The following is a 16,279-nucleotide window of genomic DNA, read 5'->3' on the forward strand; positions in this document are numbered from 1 at the left end:
CCGGCCACGGGGAACAGGCCGTTGCCTTCTTATCCATTGGAATGCCCGGTTCAGGCCACGTATTCCCCGTCCTGCGCTTCCACAGTGACGGATGCCGCCGGGGAAACATACCCAAGCTGCCGCGCCGTCACGGACAGCGTGAAGCGCCCCGGACGCGTGAGGGTGATGGACGTGCCGTTGACCGCATAGTCCGCGCCCGCCGCCGTAAGGACGAAATCCCCGGAGAACCCGGCGGGCACCGGCTCGTTCCCGTTCTCGGTGCGCGTCCCGGCCCCGCCGAAAGCGACGTCCACCGGGCTCCAGCTTACGGCGACGGAATCCCCCGTGCGCACCGCCCGCAGCCCGGCGACGGACCACGGGAACATCGCCTTTCCGGTTACGGCGAAAGGCAGGCCATCCACCCGATCCGCGCCAAGCACCTCATCTCCCGAAACAGGCCGCAGCTTGACGGCATGGGTGCCTATGGGCAGCCCCTGCACCGTATTTTCCTCACCCGGATGCCGGAATACCCAGATCGCCGCCCCCGCCGCATGCGTCTGGATGGGCGTATTCATGTACCCCCGCACCACGCCGGAGAGCCGGGTCGTCTCCGGGCCTTCAAGCACGACCGTCTGGAACAGCATCAGCTCATCATCGACGAGCGCCATACGCCGCGCCCCGAACAGTTCCGTCCGGCTGACCGGGCCGAAGGACGGATCTTCCTTATAGGGCCGGTACAGCAGCCCCCGCGTGTCGTCCACGGCGAGCGTATCCGCCGGGTACGCCTCGGCAAGCGTCCCGTACTGCGCCCACGGAGCCGAAAGCAGCCCAACGGGGCTGTAGTCGGCGTTCGTGGCTGAACGCTCCACGAGCAGCCCTTCCTCGGAAAGCAGCTCCCGCGCCGCCAGCACGAGAACCGTGGGTTCGGAACCCGTTTCCGGGTTCCGCGGCAGCTCGAAAAGCCGCGTATGCCGCAGGGGAACCGGCGAGAGATCCGGGGCCGACCACGGCGGGATGCCGGTGACCGGCGGGTATACGGCGGGCGGCTGGGCCATCGGATCGGGCAGGGGTTCCCCCGGAGGCACGAATGTCCCGGACAGCCGTTCCACAACCTGCTTGGCCTGAATCGAGATACGGTTTTCGGACAGGTTCCCGCGCACGACTTCCAGCACGCGCACCCGTACCCCGGAAAGGCCGAAACGCGGGTGCGTGATCTCAAGGATCTGCCCCTGCTCGATGTGGGCATAATCACGCGGCACGTCGAACGAAAACGAGGCCGCCGGGTAGGACTCCACGTCCCGCAGCTCCTCAATGCGCCGCTGCGCCGCGCTGCGGTCGGTAAAGGCGGTCAGATCCACGCTCTTCTTGCGCCGCAGCCCAAGGAGCTGGATGGAAGCCGCGTTGTTGGCGGTCACGGCGCGCTCGGAATAGTCCTGCGCCGCGTCGGTGAACTTGCCGGAAAGATCGTTCCATGTCGTATCCCACGCCGCCCGCTTGAAGGAGAAGGAGCCTTCCAGAAAATCGCCTTCGCCGAGCACCGCCGAGGGCGCCGCGTCAGGATCGGGGGCCCGCAGGGACAGCGTCCCGTCGGCCCGCTCGACGAGCCAGCCGCCCACGAACCCAAGCACCTGCATGATGTGCTCGCGTACGGGTTTCTGGCGCGAGAACACGATGTTCAGGCCATAGCCCTTCTGCGCCCAGAACGACGCGGCGGCGGAAAAGCTCGGCTTGTCGATGGAAGGCCACGAGGCCCCGGCGTCAAGGAGCAGTTGGAGGATGATCGCCGCCGGGTTCACGCCGTTGGGCAGGATGGCGTGCTCCAGCGGGATATCCCCGCAGAACCGCACCACGTAATGCAGCGTCGGCATCATGGACACGTTGAAGCCCAGATAGAACTGCCGGAGCCAGACATGGGCCACTCCGGGGAGGCGGCTGGCGTACGGCCCGGCCTGCACGGGATAAAACGCGCCCGTGCCGTCGTTCCAGACCTGCTCGGCGCACGGGATGGCCCCGCCCTGTTCCGTGAGCAGCCGATCATCCTGATAGACGCCGACAAGTTCCAGCGGCCCCATGCCGATGCCCTGCCACACGTCCATGCGGTAGTGGTAGCCTTGCAGCACCTTCTGCTTTTTCTTTTTGCCGCCCTTGCCGCCCACGGCGGTTTCCTCATACTCCGGCTCGCTGGAAAGATTGCCGTAATACAGCAGGTTTCCCGGCAGCCTGACGGTGCCGAACACGCGGGGGATGACCGTCCCTTCCTCAGCCGTGGTCAGGCGGAAGGCGTCGAGGTTGGCCGGGGCCATGTCCGCCCCCTTCATGGAGCGCGGCCCCTTGGCGAACAGCGCCGTCGCCACGGTCGCCCCGATGGTCACGGCGGCGATGGCAAGCCCTACGCCCATGCGCCCGCCCCCGTTTCAGCGGCGACGATGCGGAAATGCCGGGTCATGCGCCGCAGCCACCAGTTTCCGAGCGGCGTAAACGACACGCCCCTGCCGTTGATGGCGTGCAGCATCTGGAACCCGCCGCCGCTACAGGGCCAGGCCAGCCCGCAATGGTTGGTCACGCGGCGCTCCGTGGTGGAAAACGCCAGCCAGTCGCCCCGCAGAAGCGGCGCATCCACAGGCAGGGAAGCCATCCCCAGCCCCGGACGCAAACAGTCGCGCATGTGCCTGTGGCTGGCCTCCAGCACGTATTCGTCCCGCGTATGCTCGTGCCAGTCGCGGGGGTAGTAGCCATACTCCAGACGGGTCAGCAGCCCGGCATCCAGCAGCGCCTGCCCGACGAACAGCGTGCAGTCCGCGCCGCGCCCCTTGCACCGCTGCAAATGCCTGTAGGGTGTCCCGATCCATGACTCCGCCTCAGCGCGGAAGGCTTCCCACGCGGCCTCGTTGCCGAAATAGTCCATAACGATCCTCCCTCTGGAAACGGAAAAGAAGCGCCTTCCCCTGAAGGCCCCCTCCGGCTTCCTATTTGAATCCCCAAACGGCGGGGTTCCGGCTTGGGATGGAGGCGCAGCCGCCGAACCGGGCGGAATTGCCGAAGCGATCCCGGCAGGTGGCGGGCGAGCCGTCGCATCCGGGGTATGCCGTCACGGTTCCGCCGCTGCCCACACGGGAATCGAAGGGCAGCTGAAGCGTGATCGTGTCCCCGACATGCGCGACGATGAACCGGAAATCCCCTCCCGCCGCCGCGTACCCGCGCGTGAAATACCCATCAGGGTACGCGGCGAAGGACGGCGACGTCAGCAGATGCCCGTCCACGGACACGGACGCCGCCACGCCCCATGACTGCGCCGCCAGCCCGCACCCGGAATCGAACAGCACGAACTGGCACTGCCCCGAATAGATCATGCGGGGCAGCATGGCATCGAGGATGCAGCTTGACGAAAGGCAGTTGACCGAAACCTGCGCGGCGTCCGCGCCGGGGATCACCTCCAGCACCACGCCGCCGAAAACCTGCACCGTGCCCCCGCCCTCAGGTTCGTGCTCATAAATGTTCACCCGCGTCGGCAGGATGGGCAGCGAAGCCAGATACCGGGTGAGCAGCGTATCCATGCACGCCGTCAGCGTCACCGTGGCGGCTTTGCCGTCCACGCTGCCCCGCAGTTCGCCGCGCTCGATGGCGGCGGGCGTCCATTCCGCCCCACGCCACAGGACGGTTTCCCGCGAGGTCGTGAGCGTATGTACGGTGTCGGCTATGATTTCATAAAGTTCTACAATCTGAGGCAATTCTGTACGCATCAGCTTTCCTCCGGCAGGGTGTGGAACGACAGCTCGCACCGGGAAACCCCGGCGGATTCGTGCCGGACGGTTACGCAGTCCGTATCCAAACGGGCGTAATACTCCCGCCCCACCCGTGAAGACGGGGGTACGGCCACGCCGGGCTCGGAATCGAGGTGCAGCGCCAGTTCGCCCACGCCCGCATCTTCCACGGCCACAAGGCGGCGGTTCAGGACATCCCCGCCCGGCAAGGCGATCCACAGCCGCTGGTTGGGGATGAAGCCGTCCTTTGCGCCGTTGTCCAACACGTACAGGATCGCCTTGTCCGCCGCGGCCCCGCGGGTCAGGGTGAAACAGCGGCGCGGATCGCGCACCAGCAGGGCTTTCCACCGTCCCCGCAGGGCTGTGGCCCGATCCAGCAGCCCGGCGAGATCCGGTTCCCGCAGCAGGTACTTTTGGCGGTGCGTCGCTGGGGCCACGTCCCTCCGGGCGCCCAGCTCCATCACGCCGCCGCGCACGGTGCGCAGCGTCCGCAGCAGGGACGAGGTGCCGCCGACGCCGTCGCCCGACCAGTCGGGACGGTGCGGCCAGAGCCATGCGCCGGACTCGGACGGGACGCGGGGCAACGCCCCCAGCGCTGGCTGCGAGCCCGCCAGTTCGCGGAATTCCACCGACCACGTTTCCATCCCGTCGGAAACCACGGCAGGCTCCGCGCTCGTCAGGATGCCCGTGAACAACGGAACCAGCCGCGTGGCGCCCTCCGCGAACACATCGGGAACCGGCGCAGCCACGGAGAGCGTCCGGCCCGCCGGATCTTTTGAAAGCAGGGAGCAGGCCATAAACGTACCGCTCCGGCGTTCGTGCAGCATGATCAAATTGCACAGCCGCGTCAGGTTCCAGCAGTCCCCGAAATCCCTGCCGGGCGTGAGCACCTGCCGGGCGGCGTCGATGCCCGCCACATCCAGCGCCTCCTGCCACAAGGGGACGCCGAACACGCGGTCTTTCCCGTACTGGACAAGGTGGTGGAGCCGCTGCCCGTTCACGCCGTCGCCCCAGATCGTGGCCCGGAGCGTCCGCAGGGGGCGCTTCGCCAGCGGGCGGCGCTGTTCGTCGCCGTTTTCCCCCCGCGTCAGCACGGTATCGAACGCATAATCGATCTCCAGCCCGTCCGACCAATCGGGCCAGAACGGAAACAGAAGCAGGCGCGACGCCGTGATCGTCAGGCTCCGTTCCCCGATGTCGGTAACGAACGTATACGTCGTATCCTGCTGCGCCGGGCCGGAAGGCAGCACGGTGAGAAGGCCCTTGAGCGCGCCGGTGGGCGGCAGCACCCCCGGACGGAAGCCGGAAAGGGCCGTGCCCGCAGGCGATGCGCTATTGACGCCGACAAGCCGCACGGGTACGAACGTCGCGTTCCAGAGCACCACATCAAGCGTTTCCATCCCCGAAAGCAGCCCCAGATGGGCTTCCGTGGGATACAGATGGATCTGCCCGTAAATGAGATCCGCAACGCTCTCGGCCATGCGGCGTTCCGAGGGCCGAGGCAGCGGCGTGGCCTCGTGCCGCACCATGTCCCCCCGGTGCGGGGCGTCGCCCGCCCATGCGCCCGACGTTCCGGGGATGCTGTAGGAGCACTCCGGGACGCCGCCCGCGCGCGGCCACAGCACCTCTGAAATCATGCTTCCACCTCAACGGCGAGGCCGATGGCGTCCGAGTCCGAGATGTCGGGCAGCACCATGAACACCCGGCCCCCGATGCTGATGCGATCCTTGGGCTTGAGCCCTTGCAGGCTGACCGCCCAATACGGCAGCTCGCCCGCGATGCGCACGTCCTCGCCGTTGCAGACGTACAGCAGCGGCTTGATCAGCATGTGCCGGAGCGTCCCGCTGTTCTGGAGGAGCGCCGCGTTGTATTGGGGAACCGATGCGCAGACCGCGCCCTTGTGCGTAGGGGTTATGGTTTTCCCCCCTGCGTTGACGGCCCCGGCAAGGCTGTAGTCGGTGTTCACCTTCCCGATGACGCTGCGCACGGTGACGCTGGTGCGAACCACACTGGGCGCAGGCGTGCCCGCCGTATAGCCGTAGGTGCCTTCCGGCGGGAATGTTTCGACATTGGCCCCCTTCCAGAGCAGCCCCACATTGCCGTAGTTGTTGTTGCAAAAATAATACTCGTTGCCGACGTCCCTCTGGGCCGCATACAGCGCGGAAAGCATGAGCCCCATTGCGCTGTTCGCGCTCCACGCCGACCACAGCACCATGTTGAGCTCCGTTTCATCCGCCCCGCCGTCCGCCGCCCCGAACATCAGAGGCACCCAGCCCGAATACGGCGTATCGGCCCCGTCGGAAAACGTGTAGACCACCCGCATCGCCGTCATAATAAACGTCGGGCAGACCAGCACGATCTGCTCGGCGACCGGCGGCAAAATCCACCAGCCCGTGGACGTGATGCTGTATTTCCCCGGAGATCTGAGCCAGACGGGTTTTCCGGTCGCCCGCGAGCAATAGCCGTGCGCCAGCCTTTCGGTGAACCGGCCCGGCTGCGCGTCCCATGCCGCGGAAGCGTCGAATCCCGTGTTGCCGTGTACGGCCAGCAGGAAGCGCTCCGCGTTGTCGTGCGCCTGCACAAGCCGCAGCGAAAAATAGAGCTGCCGGTTCCCGCCGCCCGTACTGTGCAGGTAGAGTTCGCCTTCGGCATCCACGGCGTTTTTGTCCACCGTCCATCCCCCGGCCTGCGCCGCCCCGGCGATGTTGGCGAGCACGCCTTTCTCCGTCCCTACGTTCGTGTAGCTGAAAACCTTGCATGGCTGCGCCATCATTCGTCTCCTATGGCCATAAAGCTATGCCACTCCACCCGGTTGACGTCGGGGAAGAGGGTGTAGCCGTCCACGTCGCTTTCAACGCCGGCCAGCGCGTCGGGGGCCCAGCGCACCCCGTACATCTCGCCTATGGCCGACGCCCCGGCATAGCCGCCCGTATCCTCAAGCTGGATGACGTACATGGGCAGGAGCAGGCGCGGCGTCCCTTCCGGGAACACGATCCCCGCCCCCTGCGTGTCCATCTTCATGTCCGTCTCATAGCCGCTCGACAAACCCAGCAGGCTGGCCGTGGGGCAAATGGCGAAATGCGAAGTCCATACGCCGTCCGGCCTGCAAATCTGATGGCAGGCGTGATAAGAGGAAAAGCTCCCTCCCAGGGGGAACGTGCCCCGCCGCACGAAAGCCAGATTCCGCCTGTGCTGATCCGCGTCGCGCGAACCCGTGCTTGCGGCGTCGTCGTGCCATGTCGTGTACTGCCACAGGCTCGTGTAGCCGTCCGTCAGGCAGGCCAGGGGCCACGGGTTCTCGCCCGGCAGCGAAAAACGCCGGAGCTGCCCCAAATAGGCGTTGGCATACATCCCGTTGCACTCGGCAACGATGGCGACGCGCGCCTTGTTGCTCCAGATCCAGACGTTCATGGCGGCATTCCAGCAAGGCAGGAAGGCATGCGTCCCGCCCTGCCCCGTCCCGTTGCCGTAGGCCGTATCCAGAAACCCCGTTCCGCCCGGCGCGCCGTCGAAGGCCTTGTAGACCTTGCAGACCAGCCCGCCCTTCACGCCGTCGGCGTACGTCGCGGCATAAAGCCCCACGTACACCTCTTCCGAACCCGCCAGCCCGGTATTGCGGAAGACCGCCGCCGGGCCCCATTCCAGCGAATCCCGGCGCGCCGCCGTCCAGTCGCGGCCCGGCGTGCCCGGCTCGCCCGTGATGAAGTCCGTCACTTTGGCCAACAGATCCGCATGGCTGGCCGCCGTCATCTTGCCGCTGAATGCCATTCTTTCCTCCTCAGGCGCACGGCCCGCGCAGGGCGTCAGGGGGCAATCCCTTCCTCGCCCAAAATATTGATGAGCACGCGCCGCCCCCGCGTTGAAGCCAGCGCCCGATCGAATTCACGCTGAAAATCCATGACGTTGATCACGGTCAGCCCCTCGTTGCCGGACACCCTGCCGCCCTCCGTCAGGGAGGCGCTCCCGATCTCGCCGCCGAGGGCATAGGCCGTGCGCTTGCCCCCCGATGCCGGGAGGCGCGGCGACGCGAACGGCTCCAGCAGTTCGCGGGGGACGCTCCGACGCCGCAGCGCCTCCAAAGCCGATACCCCGTAATGGCGCACCGTGGGCCTGTCGAGCATGTATTCGCCGGGCGTGGCGCGGATCAGCACGTTGTCCGCCCGCTCGCCTTTATCCTGCCCGCCGATGAGCCCGCCGAACGCGAACCCCTTGGGCTGGGTACCCTTGATGGCGGCAACGCGGGCCATGCCCGCGGCGACGGCGGTGGCGGCCATGATTGCGCCCACCACCGGGCCGCCCCACTCCATCCCCTGCGCATACGCGGCCTGAGCGGCCTTGTAGGTGCTGATGGTGGCCTCGGCGATGGCCAGAGCCTGATACAGCTGGTACACGCCCTTGCTCTGGGCAAGGCCGGACTCATAGGCCTGCTTCATGGCGTCCGCCATGCCGCCGGCCAGCGACAACGCCCCTTCAAGCCGCTGGGCGTCGATCGCCTTCTCGCGCTCCGCCTGCTCAGCCTTGATGGACACTTCCCGATCCGCCTGCGCCCGCCGCTCCTCAGCCCAGCTCCGCCCATGCGCCGCAAAAGCTTCCAGCTCGGCCTGATACGCGTCCTTCCGGGCTTCCAGCTCCTGCGCCATCCGCTCGGCCTGTTCCGAAGCGTTTTCCCGCTCCATGTCAGCGGTTTCTCCCGCCTGACGCCGCCGCTCGGCGTAGTACTCCGCCATCGCCTTGCCACTGTCCCGGAATGCCGCATCCAGCTCCCGAAGCGCCCCCCTGGACAGCCCTTCCATCCGCTCGGCGGCCCCTTCCGCCAGCTTCCCCAGATCCAGCCCGGAAACGGCCTGCCCCGAAGCCTTGTTCAGCGCGGAGACATCAGCCCGGAGCAAGGCCACCAGTTCCCGCACATTCGAGAGTGCCCGGCCCATATCCTTCAACCCTGCGGAAACCGAATCCTTGAGGCTGAGTTCCAGCGTATAGCCGCCATGTCCCATGTCCCGCTCCTATGCTTCCAGAAAGGCTTTGAACTGCCGCCCGTCCGCGTGCAGCGCCACGCGCAGGGCAAGGGCGGCGTCCTTCATGCGTTCGTCCCGGCGCTGCGCCTCGGCCTCAAGCGCCGCGGCGAACGCGCTCCAGCCGTACTCAAACACGTCCCTGTGCCCGGCCCCCGCCAGCCGCATCACCGCGCGGAGGAGTTCCCGTTCAGGGCCGCCTCCATCAGATCGCCGCGCAACTGAGCCCGGAACGCCTCCAGTACCCTGCCGAAGCCCAGCGCCCCGGCTATCCTGAAAAAAGCCGCGTTGACCTCCTTGACCTGCTCCCACAGCAGTTCAAGCTCGCCGGGCGTCATGTCCATGAGGTCATTGGTGGTGAGGTTGGACATCCTCGGCAGCAGCCGCTCCAGATCATGCACCAGCGGGCCCTTGCCGAACTGCTCGCACATATCCAGCACTTCGCGCACCGTCAGTTCCTGAAGGCGCACGTTCAGGGTGCCCTTGTCGTTTTCCATCGTGAATTCGGTTGATTTTCGCATTGGGTATCCTTGTCGGGAAAAAATGATGCGGGGGAGGGAAACCTTTCTGAAGAAAGGTTCTCCCTCCCCCGCGCCCCCTCCCTTCCCAAGACTTTCGGCTGGTGGGGAGGCGGCGCGGAGTAAGTCCCTGCCGCTTGGAGGTGAAGTGAAAAAAAGGAAGGCCGTTCTTCAGGGAAGGTTTCCCTTATTTTCACAATAGATTTTATGGTTATCCGAGATAGCGCACCCGGAAGAACGGGCTTTCGGGATGGTTCAGATCATCGGCGAGCACTTCGCCGGTCATGGGGATGGAGGCCAGTTCCTCGCTGATGAGGCCGACCTCGCCGCTGAGCGAAAGGGTCACCTTCCAGCACTGCACGACAAGCCCCGGCCCCTGATCGGGCTGGCCCACGAACAGCAGTTCGCCGGTGACGTCGCTGGCGGTCAGCGCATCAATAAGCTGTTCGTCGGAAGACTCGCAATCCGCGGTCAGGAAAACCGTGTCGGCGGAGCAGGACTCGCGGACGCGCAGCAGCCCGGTGCGGGCATTAAGATCGTAATCGACGCCCTGACGGTAGCGGACGGTCGGCTCATCGGCCTTATCCGTGAGCACCACGTCGGCGACGCGGGCGATGCCCTGCAGCGTGGCTTTGATTGCAGAGGCGGCGATCTCCTCGCCGGGCACAAAAGCCCCCTGCACGTTCACGCACTCCAAAGCCCCGTCCTTCGCATAGGCGACGGTCGCCGTGGCGCTGGACGTCGAGCCCACCACGGAGGAGCCGGGCGCGAACGTCCCCCCGGTCACCTTGCCGTGCTCCAAGCGCGTGAAGCCGAGCCTTTCCTTGCCCACGAACGTATACAGGCCCTTATTGGCGTTGATCGCCTGCCCGGATACCGTTGCGGCGGCCTGCATCTGCTTCGCCACCGCCGCGCCCTTGAAGGCCCGAAGGATGTTCCCGGTGGTGAATTCCTCCAGCGTGAAGGCCACGGCCGCCCCCTTCTGGGTGACGAGCTGGAGATCCTTGGCCTTCGTGCCGCTCATCGAGCTGAAATGCTCCAGCTTTTCTTCGGTCAGGCTGATGGTGAAGGCCGGGGCGTTGCCGAGATGGTCGTACCCCTCGCTCCCCACGGCGCGGAAAAACAGCTCGCCCTTGCCGTACAGGTAATTCCTTGTCTGCGGACTTGCAGCCATATCCAATCCTTACAGTGCAATATTGTGTATGGTCGAAACGGTCATGCGGTAGACGCTGGCCCCATCCAGAACGAACCCCCGGATAGAGGACGGCAGGCACGGCCCCATGCCCGGAAGGGGCGGCACGCCGAGGAGCCGCTCCCGCGCCGCGGCAAGCAGCGCATAGGTTCCAGGGTGCCCCGGTTCCGGCTTTTGGCCGCTTGCTTCCGAGCGGTAACTTTTATCCATGACGTAAACCTCGAACTCCATGCGCTCCTCAAGGCGGCGGCCCGAAGGCGTGAACGCGGGAGAACCCGCGTACAGAACCAGCACCGCCGGGAACCCGCGCCGCAACCGGGCCCATGTGTCCTTGCCCGGCTGCCCCTGAAACGCCGCTACGGTCTTCGCGCCCGGCGTTTCCTTAAGCGGTTCCAGCAATCCGAGGATCGCATCCTCAACCTCCATCGGCGTGCGGCTCACGGCGTTACCCCATCCCACGGGCGGGTGCCCGGTTCGAGCAGCACGGCCCCCGGCGTTTCCGTTCCCGCAGGGGGCAGGCCGGGAATGCCCGCCTTGCCGTCCGCAACGTCGCGCAGCCAGTTGAGCGCCTTGACGTAACGCTCGCGGATGGGATCGGTGTCGCGGATGTCGCCCCCCGTGAGCCGGTACCGGGCGATGTCCCCGGTGACCGAAACCACCACGGGCGGGATCGGCTCAGAGCCCGAAAGCGGCGTCGCATAGCGATCCGCAAGATAGCTGTCCACTTCCGAAGATGCCCGCTCCAGCGCGTCGGAAATGACCGTTTCGTCGAGTTCGCCCGTGCCCCGCCTGTCCGAAAGCGTGCGGATTTCGTCCGCCCCGAACAGGCTCACAAGCTGATCAAGCGTGGCGTATGCCATACAGAAATGCCTCCGGCGGCGATCCGCCCATTTTCGTTCGGCTGAGGCGGGCCCCTCCGCCCCTGCTCCGGCTGAAGCCGTGCGGGGGAGCCCAGGGAAGGGCGCTTTCACAAGAAAAGCCCTCCCCATGCCTTCATTCCGTTAAATCAGCCAATGGCTGACCAGCAGCGTCGCGGCGCGGTACCAGATGTTGCTGCCGCCGTCGGGGTCCTGCTCGGCGGAAACGATACGGCGGGCGGCGGACTGGAGGGACGGGGGCACGACCAGCATCGTCCCGGCCTCACCGCCGAAACCGAGGCCGAGGGGACGCCCGCCGTCGGCGCGGAAGCCCTGCATGGTTTCAAGGGCGGCGGCGAAATTGGCGGCGTTCAGCTCCTGCGTGCTGCACACGGCCTGCTGCCAGAAGCCGTACCCGCCGTTGCAACGGTAACGGATGCCGTAGGGGATCTTGTCCTTCATGAAGACATAGTCGTTGTCCGGGTTGGTGATGACCTGCAATTCCGGGGCGGTGCGTTCCTGAAAGATGAACGGGCGCAGCGGGCGGGAGACATCCAGCACGAACCACGGCGTCCCGTCGGTGACCGTTTCGCCCACGGCGGCGGGGCGCAGCCAGTTGGAGACGCTTTCAGCGTCGCCGGAACCGTCCGCGTTCGGGTACACGGGATGATCCGCGGCAAAGAACGCCTTGCCGTCATAGCATATGCCGGACGTGCCGTTCTTGAGCAGGCCGAACACGATCTCGTCGGGATGCGTCCCGGCGGCATAGCCCATTTCGCGGAACAGCGGGGCATACACGCCGATGTCGTCATCCTCCACAGCCGTGCGGGGGATGTCCACGGTGGCCTCGTAGAGGTTGTTCATCACCGAATAGCCGTGCTCCTTGATGTTCTTGAAGGAGCGGTCGCCGGACCATTCGCGGAGTTTGGGGAACTGTCCGATCCAGCCATAGGTGTTGCCCGCCGAACTGCTCGGCACACGGGTGGACAGCTTGTCCCACTGGGACGGCGCGGACGAAAGCGCATCCTGAAATTCACGCTGGAAGCCCACACGCAGGGCCGACACAAGGGAACTCGTCACTACTGCCATTTGATATATCCTCATGATGAAGAACGGTTCTGAGGAGGGAAAAAGGGCCTCTTCCGAAGGAAAACGCCGTTTTCTCTCCCCCTGATCCCCTCCTCTCCCCAAAAGCCTTCGCTGATGGAAAGATGATGCGGAAGGAACCCCTGCCTTTACATTTCCAAACCGGGGGACAGGCGCGAAAGAAACGGCTTTCCAAGCCGCCCGTACCGACGCCGACCCTTACGAAAGTCTTGGGAGGCGGAGGGGTGGGGTCTGGGGAGGGGAGGAGGAAGCCTTTCTCCAGAAAGGTTCCTCCTCCCCTCCCCAGTCTTCCCTCCCCAACTCCCCCTACCCGCGTACGGCGAGATACTCCGCCTCGCTCAGACCGAGCTGGCTGCAAACAAAACGCTCCTCATCGGAAAGCGGGGACGCGGCGGGAGCCGACAGCACTGGGCGGCTGCCCGTGCTCTGGAACGACGAGAGCGCGGCAATGGGCGAAACGGCGGCAAGATAGGTTTCCAGCGCCTCCGGGTCCCGGCGTCCCAGCGCGGTGGCCCAGCCGACAAGCCCACGGCTCAAGCGCCCGTCGGCCACGGCCTCCTCAATATTCCGGGCCATGTGATCGCCCTGCGTGACGCTGAGCGCCACCGAAAGCTGTTCGCGCAGGGCTGTGTTGGCGCGCACCAGCGAGGTCAGGGCCGCCTGAGGATGGCAAGCCTGCAAAAAGTCGAACAGCGTGGGCCGGGCGCTGCCGGGCAGCGGATCTGCCTGATGGGGAAAAGGCGGCTGTCCGGGCACGGCGGACGGCTCGGACGCGGCAGGATTCGCGGGCGCAAGCAGGGATTCGAGCTTGTCCAGTTCCGCCTGCAAGGTTTCCTCGGCGGCGTCTTCAGGCAGGCCAAGGAGCTGTTTCAGCCGATTGAGCGCATTCATGGCTGTCTCCGGTTGAGGGTTGTCGGATGGGGGGAGCTCCTCAGCCGCGGCGACGGCGCCGAGCCCGTCAAGCGCGGGGACATTGGTCAGGGCCGCGCCTTTCAGTTCCAGCACGTCGCCGTTTTGGGGGTTGAAGGAGAACACCGGGGAAATGAAGCGGTATTCATCCTGTCCGATGAAAGCCTTGGCGCCTTCCGTCCACCGGATCGACGCGAACAGCCCCTGCCCCGGCTCGTACCGGAGCGACTCGATCCAGCCTGCGGCCGGGGCGGGCTGCCCGTTGTGGCGGGCATTGAGGCTCTGGTGCTCATAGTCGATGACCAGAGGCGTCTCGCGCCGCCGCCATTGGCCGAGCACACGTTCCGCGCCCGAAGGGGAGAGGTTCCATGCGTTGAGGTTTCCTCCCGTGAGCGTGCCGGGCCTGCCGTCGCGCGCGGCGAACGCGCCGTCGGGCAGAAGCCGGATCTCCGGGAAAGGCCGGCGGAACGAATCCGCCACCGCGGACAATAAAAGGGGATGTAGGGGTGATTGCTTCATGGGCTGCACCCTACGCGGCATTGCGCCGCAAGAAAGGTTGAACGATGTCAGCGGGTGGAAAAACAAAGAACGGAAAGGATCAGGCATGGAACAGGCTGAACCAGAAGGAAAAAGCGGCAAAAGGGCGGCGAGGGGGCGCACTGCGGCACACCGCAGAAGGAAGAGGCGGCAATTTGGCGAAAAACAAAGCTTCCGCGACAAAAACAATCGAAATCGTAAAAAATTTTCCTCACAAACGCCGAAAAGCCTTGTAAGCGAAAACCGACGGATCTATGATTGGTCAACTAAACAATTTTCGGGGTGGAGCATGAAAAAAGTCCTGACGACCTGCGGCTATTGCGGATGCGGGTGCAACCTGTATCTGACCGTGGAGGGCGGGCGCATCACCGGCGTCCTGCCCAAGCCGGATCATCCCGTCAGCCAAGGCATGTTGTGCTCCAAGGGATGGCAGGGGCACGGCTTCGCGCGCCATCCCGACCGCCTGGATCAGCCCCTGCTCCGTCAGGAAGACGGCACGCTGAAAGGCGTTTCGTGGAGCGAAGCCTACCGCGCCATTGCGGAACACCTGCGCGCGGTGATCCGCGCACACGGCCCGGACAAGTTCGCCATGCTCGCCTCGGCGCGCTGCACCAACGAAGAGAACTACCTTGCCGCCAAACTGACCCGCGCCGTGATCGGTTCCCCGAACATCGATCACTGCGCACGCCTCTGACACAGCCCCACCGTAGCCGGTCTGGCTACAGCATTCGGCTCAGGGGCGGCCACCAACGGCCTTGAGGAAATCCGCTTCGCCGACACCATCCTTGTGATCGGCTCCAACACGTCGGCGCAGCACCCGCTGGCCTACGCCCGCATCACAGCGGCAAAGAAACGCGGGGCAAAGCTCATTGCCGTGGACCCTCGGCGCACGCCCGTGGCGGCGCTGTCGGACATCCACCTCGCCATCCGTCCGGGCAGCAACCTCGCGCTCGTCAACGCGCTGATGCACGTCATTTTGTTTGAAGAGAAAGCGCAGGACGACGCCTTCATCGACGGGCGCACGGAGCATTTCGACGCCCTGCGCGCCTCGCTGGAGGGCTGCACCCCGGAATGGGCCGCGCCGCTCACCGGCCTCCAGCCCGAAGCCATCCGGGAAACGGCCCGGCTGTACGCCAAGGGCCCCAATTCCATCATCCTCTACTGCATGGGCGTCACCCAGCAGGCAACGGGAACCAGAACCTGCGGCGCGCTGGCGAACCTCGTCATGCTCTGCGGCATGATCGGGCGGCCTTCCACCGGGCTCATCCCCCTGCGTGGGCAAAACAACGTGCAGGGCTCCTGCGATATGGGCGCGCTCCCCGAAACCCTGCCCGGCTACGTCAAGGCGGATTCCGAACTGGGGCGCCAGCGTTTCGCCCGGCTCTGGGGGCCGTTCGCCGACGAGCAGGGCAAAAAACTCACCGAAATCATGGACGGAATGCGCGACGGGAGCATCCGGGCGGCCTACATCATGGGCGAGAACCCCATGCAGTCCGATCCTGACGCGGCGAAAGTCGAATCGGGGCTGCGGAACCTCGATTTCCTCATCGTGCAGGACATTTTCATGACGCCCACGGCGCGGCTTGCCGACGTGGTCCTGCCCGCGGCCAGCTATCTCGAAAAACAGGGGACGTTCACCAACACCGAACGCCGGGTACAGCTCATCAACGAAGTCCTGCCCCCCCTGCCCGGCGCCCGCCCCGACTGGCGCATCCTGTGCGACGTGATCAACGCGCTCGGCGGGCGGGCGGACTACGACTCGCCCCGCGAGATCTTCAATGAGATCCGTCAGGTGGTTCCGAGTTACGCGGGCATGGACTATACCCGCCTTGCCGAGGAACAGGGGCTGTGCTGGCCCTGCCCGACCCCGGATCATCCGGGCACGCCCTATCTGCACGCCGCATCCTTCACGCGGGGACGCGGGCTGTTCACGGTCAACGACGTGCCCGACGATCTCGGCTGCGCCACGGATGAAAGCTATCCGTTCACGCTGCTCACCGGGCGCGTCTCGCACCACTACCACACCGGCACGATGACCCGGCGCTCATGGGCGCTGGATCGCGAGTATCCTGAGGCTTTTCTTGACATGCACCCGGACGATGCGGCGGCCTTGCGGCTCAAGGACAACTGGAAAGTGCGCGTCACCTCGCGGCAGGGTTCCATCGTGGCCCGCCTGCGGACGACAGCGGATCTCCAGCCCGGCACCGTTTTTCTCCCCTTCCATTTCGCGGAGAGCCCCGCCAACGCGCTCACGAGCCACGAGCATCTCGACCCCACGGTCAAGATCCCCGCGCTGAAGCTCACGCCCGTGCGTGTGGAGGAGGCGAGGTAGGGGAAAGGATAAGGGAATATCGGGGGAGGGGAGAGGGGAACTTTCTGGAGAAAGTTCCCCTCTCCCCTCCCCCGA

The 16,279-nt window shown here is 65.7% G+C and carries 16 protein-coding genes and 1 pseudogene; 3 read left to right on the forward strand and 14 right to left on the reverse strand.

What is annotated here, in order from left to right:
• Positions 1 to 50: 50 nt before the first annotated feature.
• The 14 genes from ACZM8Y_RS05475 to ACZM8Y_RS05540 form a co-directional block, all read right to left on the reverse strand.
• A complete protein-coding gene (locus ACZM8Y_RS05475; RefSeq protein WP_482330334.1) occupies positions 51 to 2,378 on the reverse strand; it encodes a phage tail protein in 2,328 nt (775 codons plus the stop codon).
• Entirely contained in the window at positions 2,369 to 2,884 is a 516-nt protein-coding gene (locus ACZM8Y_RS05480; protein ID WP_337431373.1) for a C40 family peptidase, read from the reverse strand. Before ACZM8Y_RS05480 ends, ACZM8Y_RS05475 begins: the two co-directional genes overlap by 10 nt.
• A 61-nt stretch (positions 2,885 to 2,945) precedes the next feature.
• On the reverse strand, positions 2,946 to 3,719 hold the full coding sequence (locus ACZM8Y_RS05485) for a phage BR0599 family protein (protein ID WP_482330335.1): 774 nt from the start codon (positions 3,717 to 3,719) through the stop codon (positions 2,946 to 2,948).
• A complete protein-coding gene (locus ACZM8Y_RS05490; protein ID WP_482330336.1) occupies positions 3,719 to 5,377 on the reverse strand; it encodes a hypothetical protein in 1,659 nt (552 codons plus the stop codon). Before ACZM8Y_RS05490 ends, ACZM8Y_RS05485 begins: the two co-directional genes overlap by 1 nt.
• Positions 5,374 to 6,513 carry a hypothetical protein gene (locus tag ACZM8Y_RS05495; protein ID WP_489501644.1) on the reverse strand — a complete coding sequence of 380 codons (1,140 nt, stop codon included), beginning with the start codon at positions 6,511 to 6,513 and terminating at the stop codon, positions 5,374 to 5,376. Before ACZM8Y_RS05495 ends, ACZM8Y_RS05490 begins: the two co-directional genes overlap by 4 nt.
• Positions 6,510 to 7,508 carry a potassium transporter KtrB gene (locus ACZM8Y_RS05500; RefSeq protein WP_479858670.1) on the reverse strand — a complete coding sequence of 333 codons (999 nt, stop codon included), beginning with the start codon at positions 7,506 to 7,508 and terminating at the stop codon, positions 6,510 to 6,512. Before ACZM8Y_RS05500 ends, ACZM8Y_RS05495 begins: the two co-directional genes overlap by 4 nt.
• 35 nt (positions 7,509 to 7,543) lie before the next feature.
• Positions 7,544 to 8,734, reverse strand: coding sequence for a flotillin family protein (locus ACZM8Y_RS05505; RefSeq protein ID WP_479858669.1), 1,191 nt, complete (start codon positions 8,732 to 8,734; stop codon positions 7,544 to 7,546).
• A gap of 9 nt (positions 8,735 to 8,743) precedes the next feature.
• Entirely contained in the window at positions 8,744 to 8,923 is a 180-nt protein-coding gene (locus ACZM8Y_RS05510) for a hypothetical protein (RefSeq protein WP_302551475.1), read from the reverse strand.
• On the reverse strand, positions 8,920 to 9,273 hold the full coding sequence (locus tag ACZM8Y_RS05515) for a glycogen debranching protein (RefSeq protein WP_302551468.1): 354 nt from the start codon (positions 9,271 to 9,273) through the stop codon (positions 8,920 to 8,922). Before ACZM8Y_RS05515 ends, ACZM8Y_RS05510 begins: the two co-directional genes overlap by 4 nt.
• A 208-nt stretch (positions 9,274 to 9,481) precedes the next feature.
• Complete coding sequence (locus ACZM8Y_RS05520; protein ID WP_302551469.1) at positions 9,482 to 10,444, reverse strand: phage tail tube protein; 963 nt, start codon at positions 10,442 to 10,444, stop codon at positions 9,482 to 9,484.
• Positions 10,445 to 10,453: 9 nt separating this feature from the next.
• Positions 10,454 to 10,903 (reverse strand): phage protein Gp37, encoded by a 450-nt coding sequence (locus ACZM8Y_RS05525; RefSeq protein ID WP_479858668.1) that lies wholly within the window; start codon positions 10,901 to 10,903, stop codon positions 10,454 to 10,456.
• Positions 10,900 to 11,322, reverse strand: coding sequence for a gp436 family protein (locus ACZM8Y_RS05530; RefSeq protein ID WP_302551471.1), 423 nt, complete (start codon positions 11,320 to 11,322; stop codon positions 10,900 to 10,902). Before ACZM8Y_RS05530 ends, ACZM8Y_RS05525 begins: the two co-directional genes overlap by 4 nt.
• A 141-nt stretch (positions 11,323 to 11,463) precedes the next feature.
• On the reverse strand, positions 11,464 to 12,408 hold the full coding sequence (locus ACZM8Y_RS05535) for a Mu-like prophage major head subunit gpT family protein (protein WP_479858667.1): 945 nt from the start codon (positions 12,406 to 12,408) through the stop codon (positions 11,464 to 11,466).
• 324 nt (positions 12,409 to 12,732) lie between these two features.
• Entirely contained in the window at positions 12,733 to 13,854 is a 1,122-nt protein-coding gene (locus ACZM8Y_RS05540) for a phage protease (RefSeq protein ID WP_482330339.1), read from the reverse strand.
• A 44-nt stretch (positions 13,855 to 13,898) separates the two neighbouring features.
• On the opposite strand from ACZM8Y_RS05540, the gene ACZM8Y_RS05545 reads away from it, so the two are divergent.
• The 3 genes and pseudogenes from ACZM8Y_RS05545 (at position 13,899) to fdhF (ending at position 16,204) form a co-directional block, all read left to right on the forward strand.
• Positions 13,899 to 14,108, forward strand: coding sequence for a hypothetical protein (locus tag ACZM8Y_RS05545; RefSeq protein ID WP_482330340.1), 210 nt, complete (start codon positions 13,899 to 13,901; stop codon positions 14,106 to 14,108).
• Positions 14,109 to 14,161: 53 nt separating this feature from the next.
• Positions 14,162 to 14,305: pseudogene (locus tag ACZM8Y_RS05550) on the forward strand (hypothetical protein); the annotation flags it as partial.
• Positions 14,282 to 16,204, forward strand: a complete 1,923-nt coding sequence (gene fdhF / locus ACZM8Y_RS05555; protein ID WP_482330343.1) for a formate dehydrogenase subunit alpha — start codon at positions 14,282 to 14,284, stop codon at positions 16,202 to 16,204. The pseudogene ACZM8Y_RS05550 and the gene fdhF, both read left to right, overlap by 24 nt.
• Positions 16,205 to 16,279 lie beyond the last annotated feature (75 nt).

Source organism: Bilophila sp. (genome assembly GCF_057864385.1).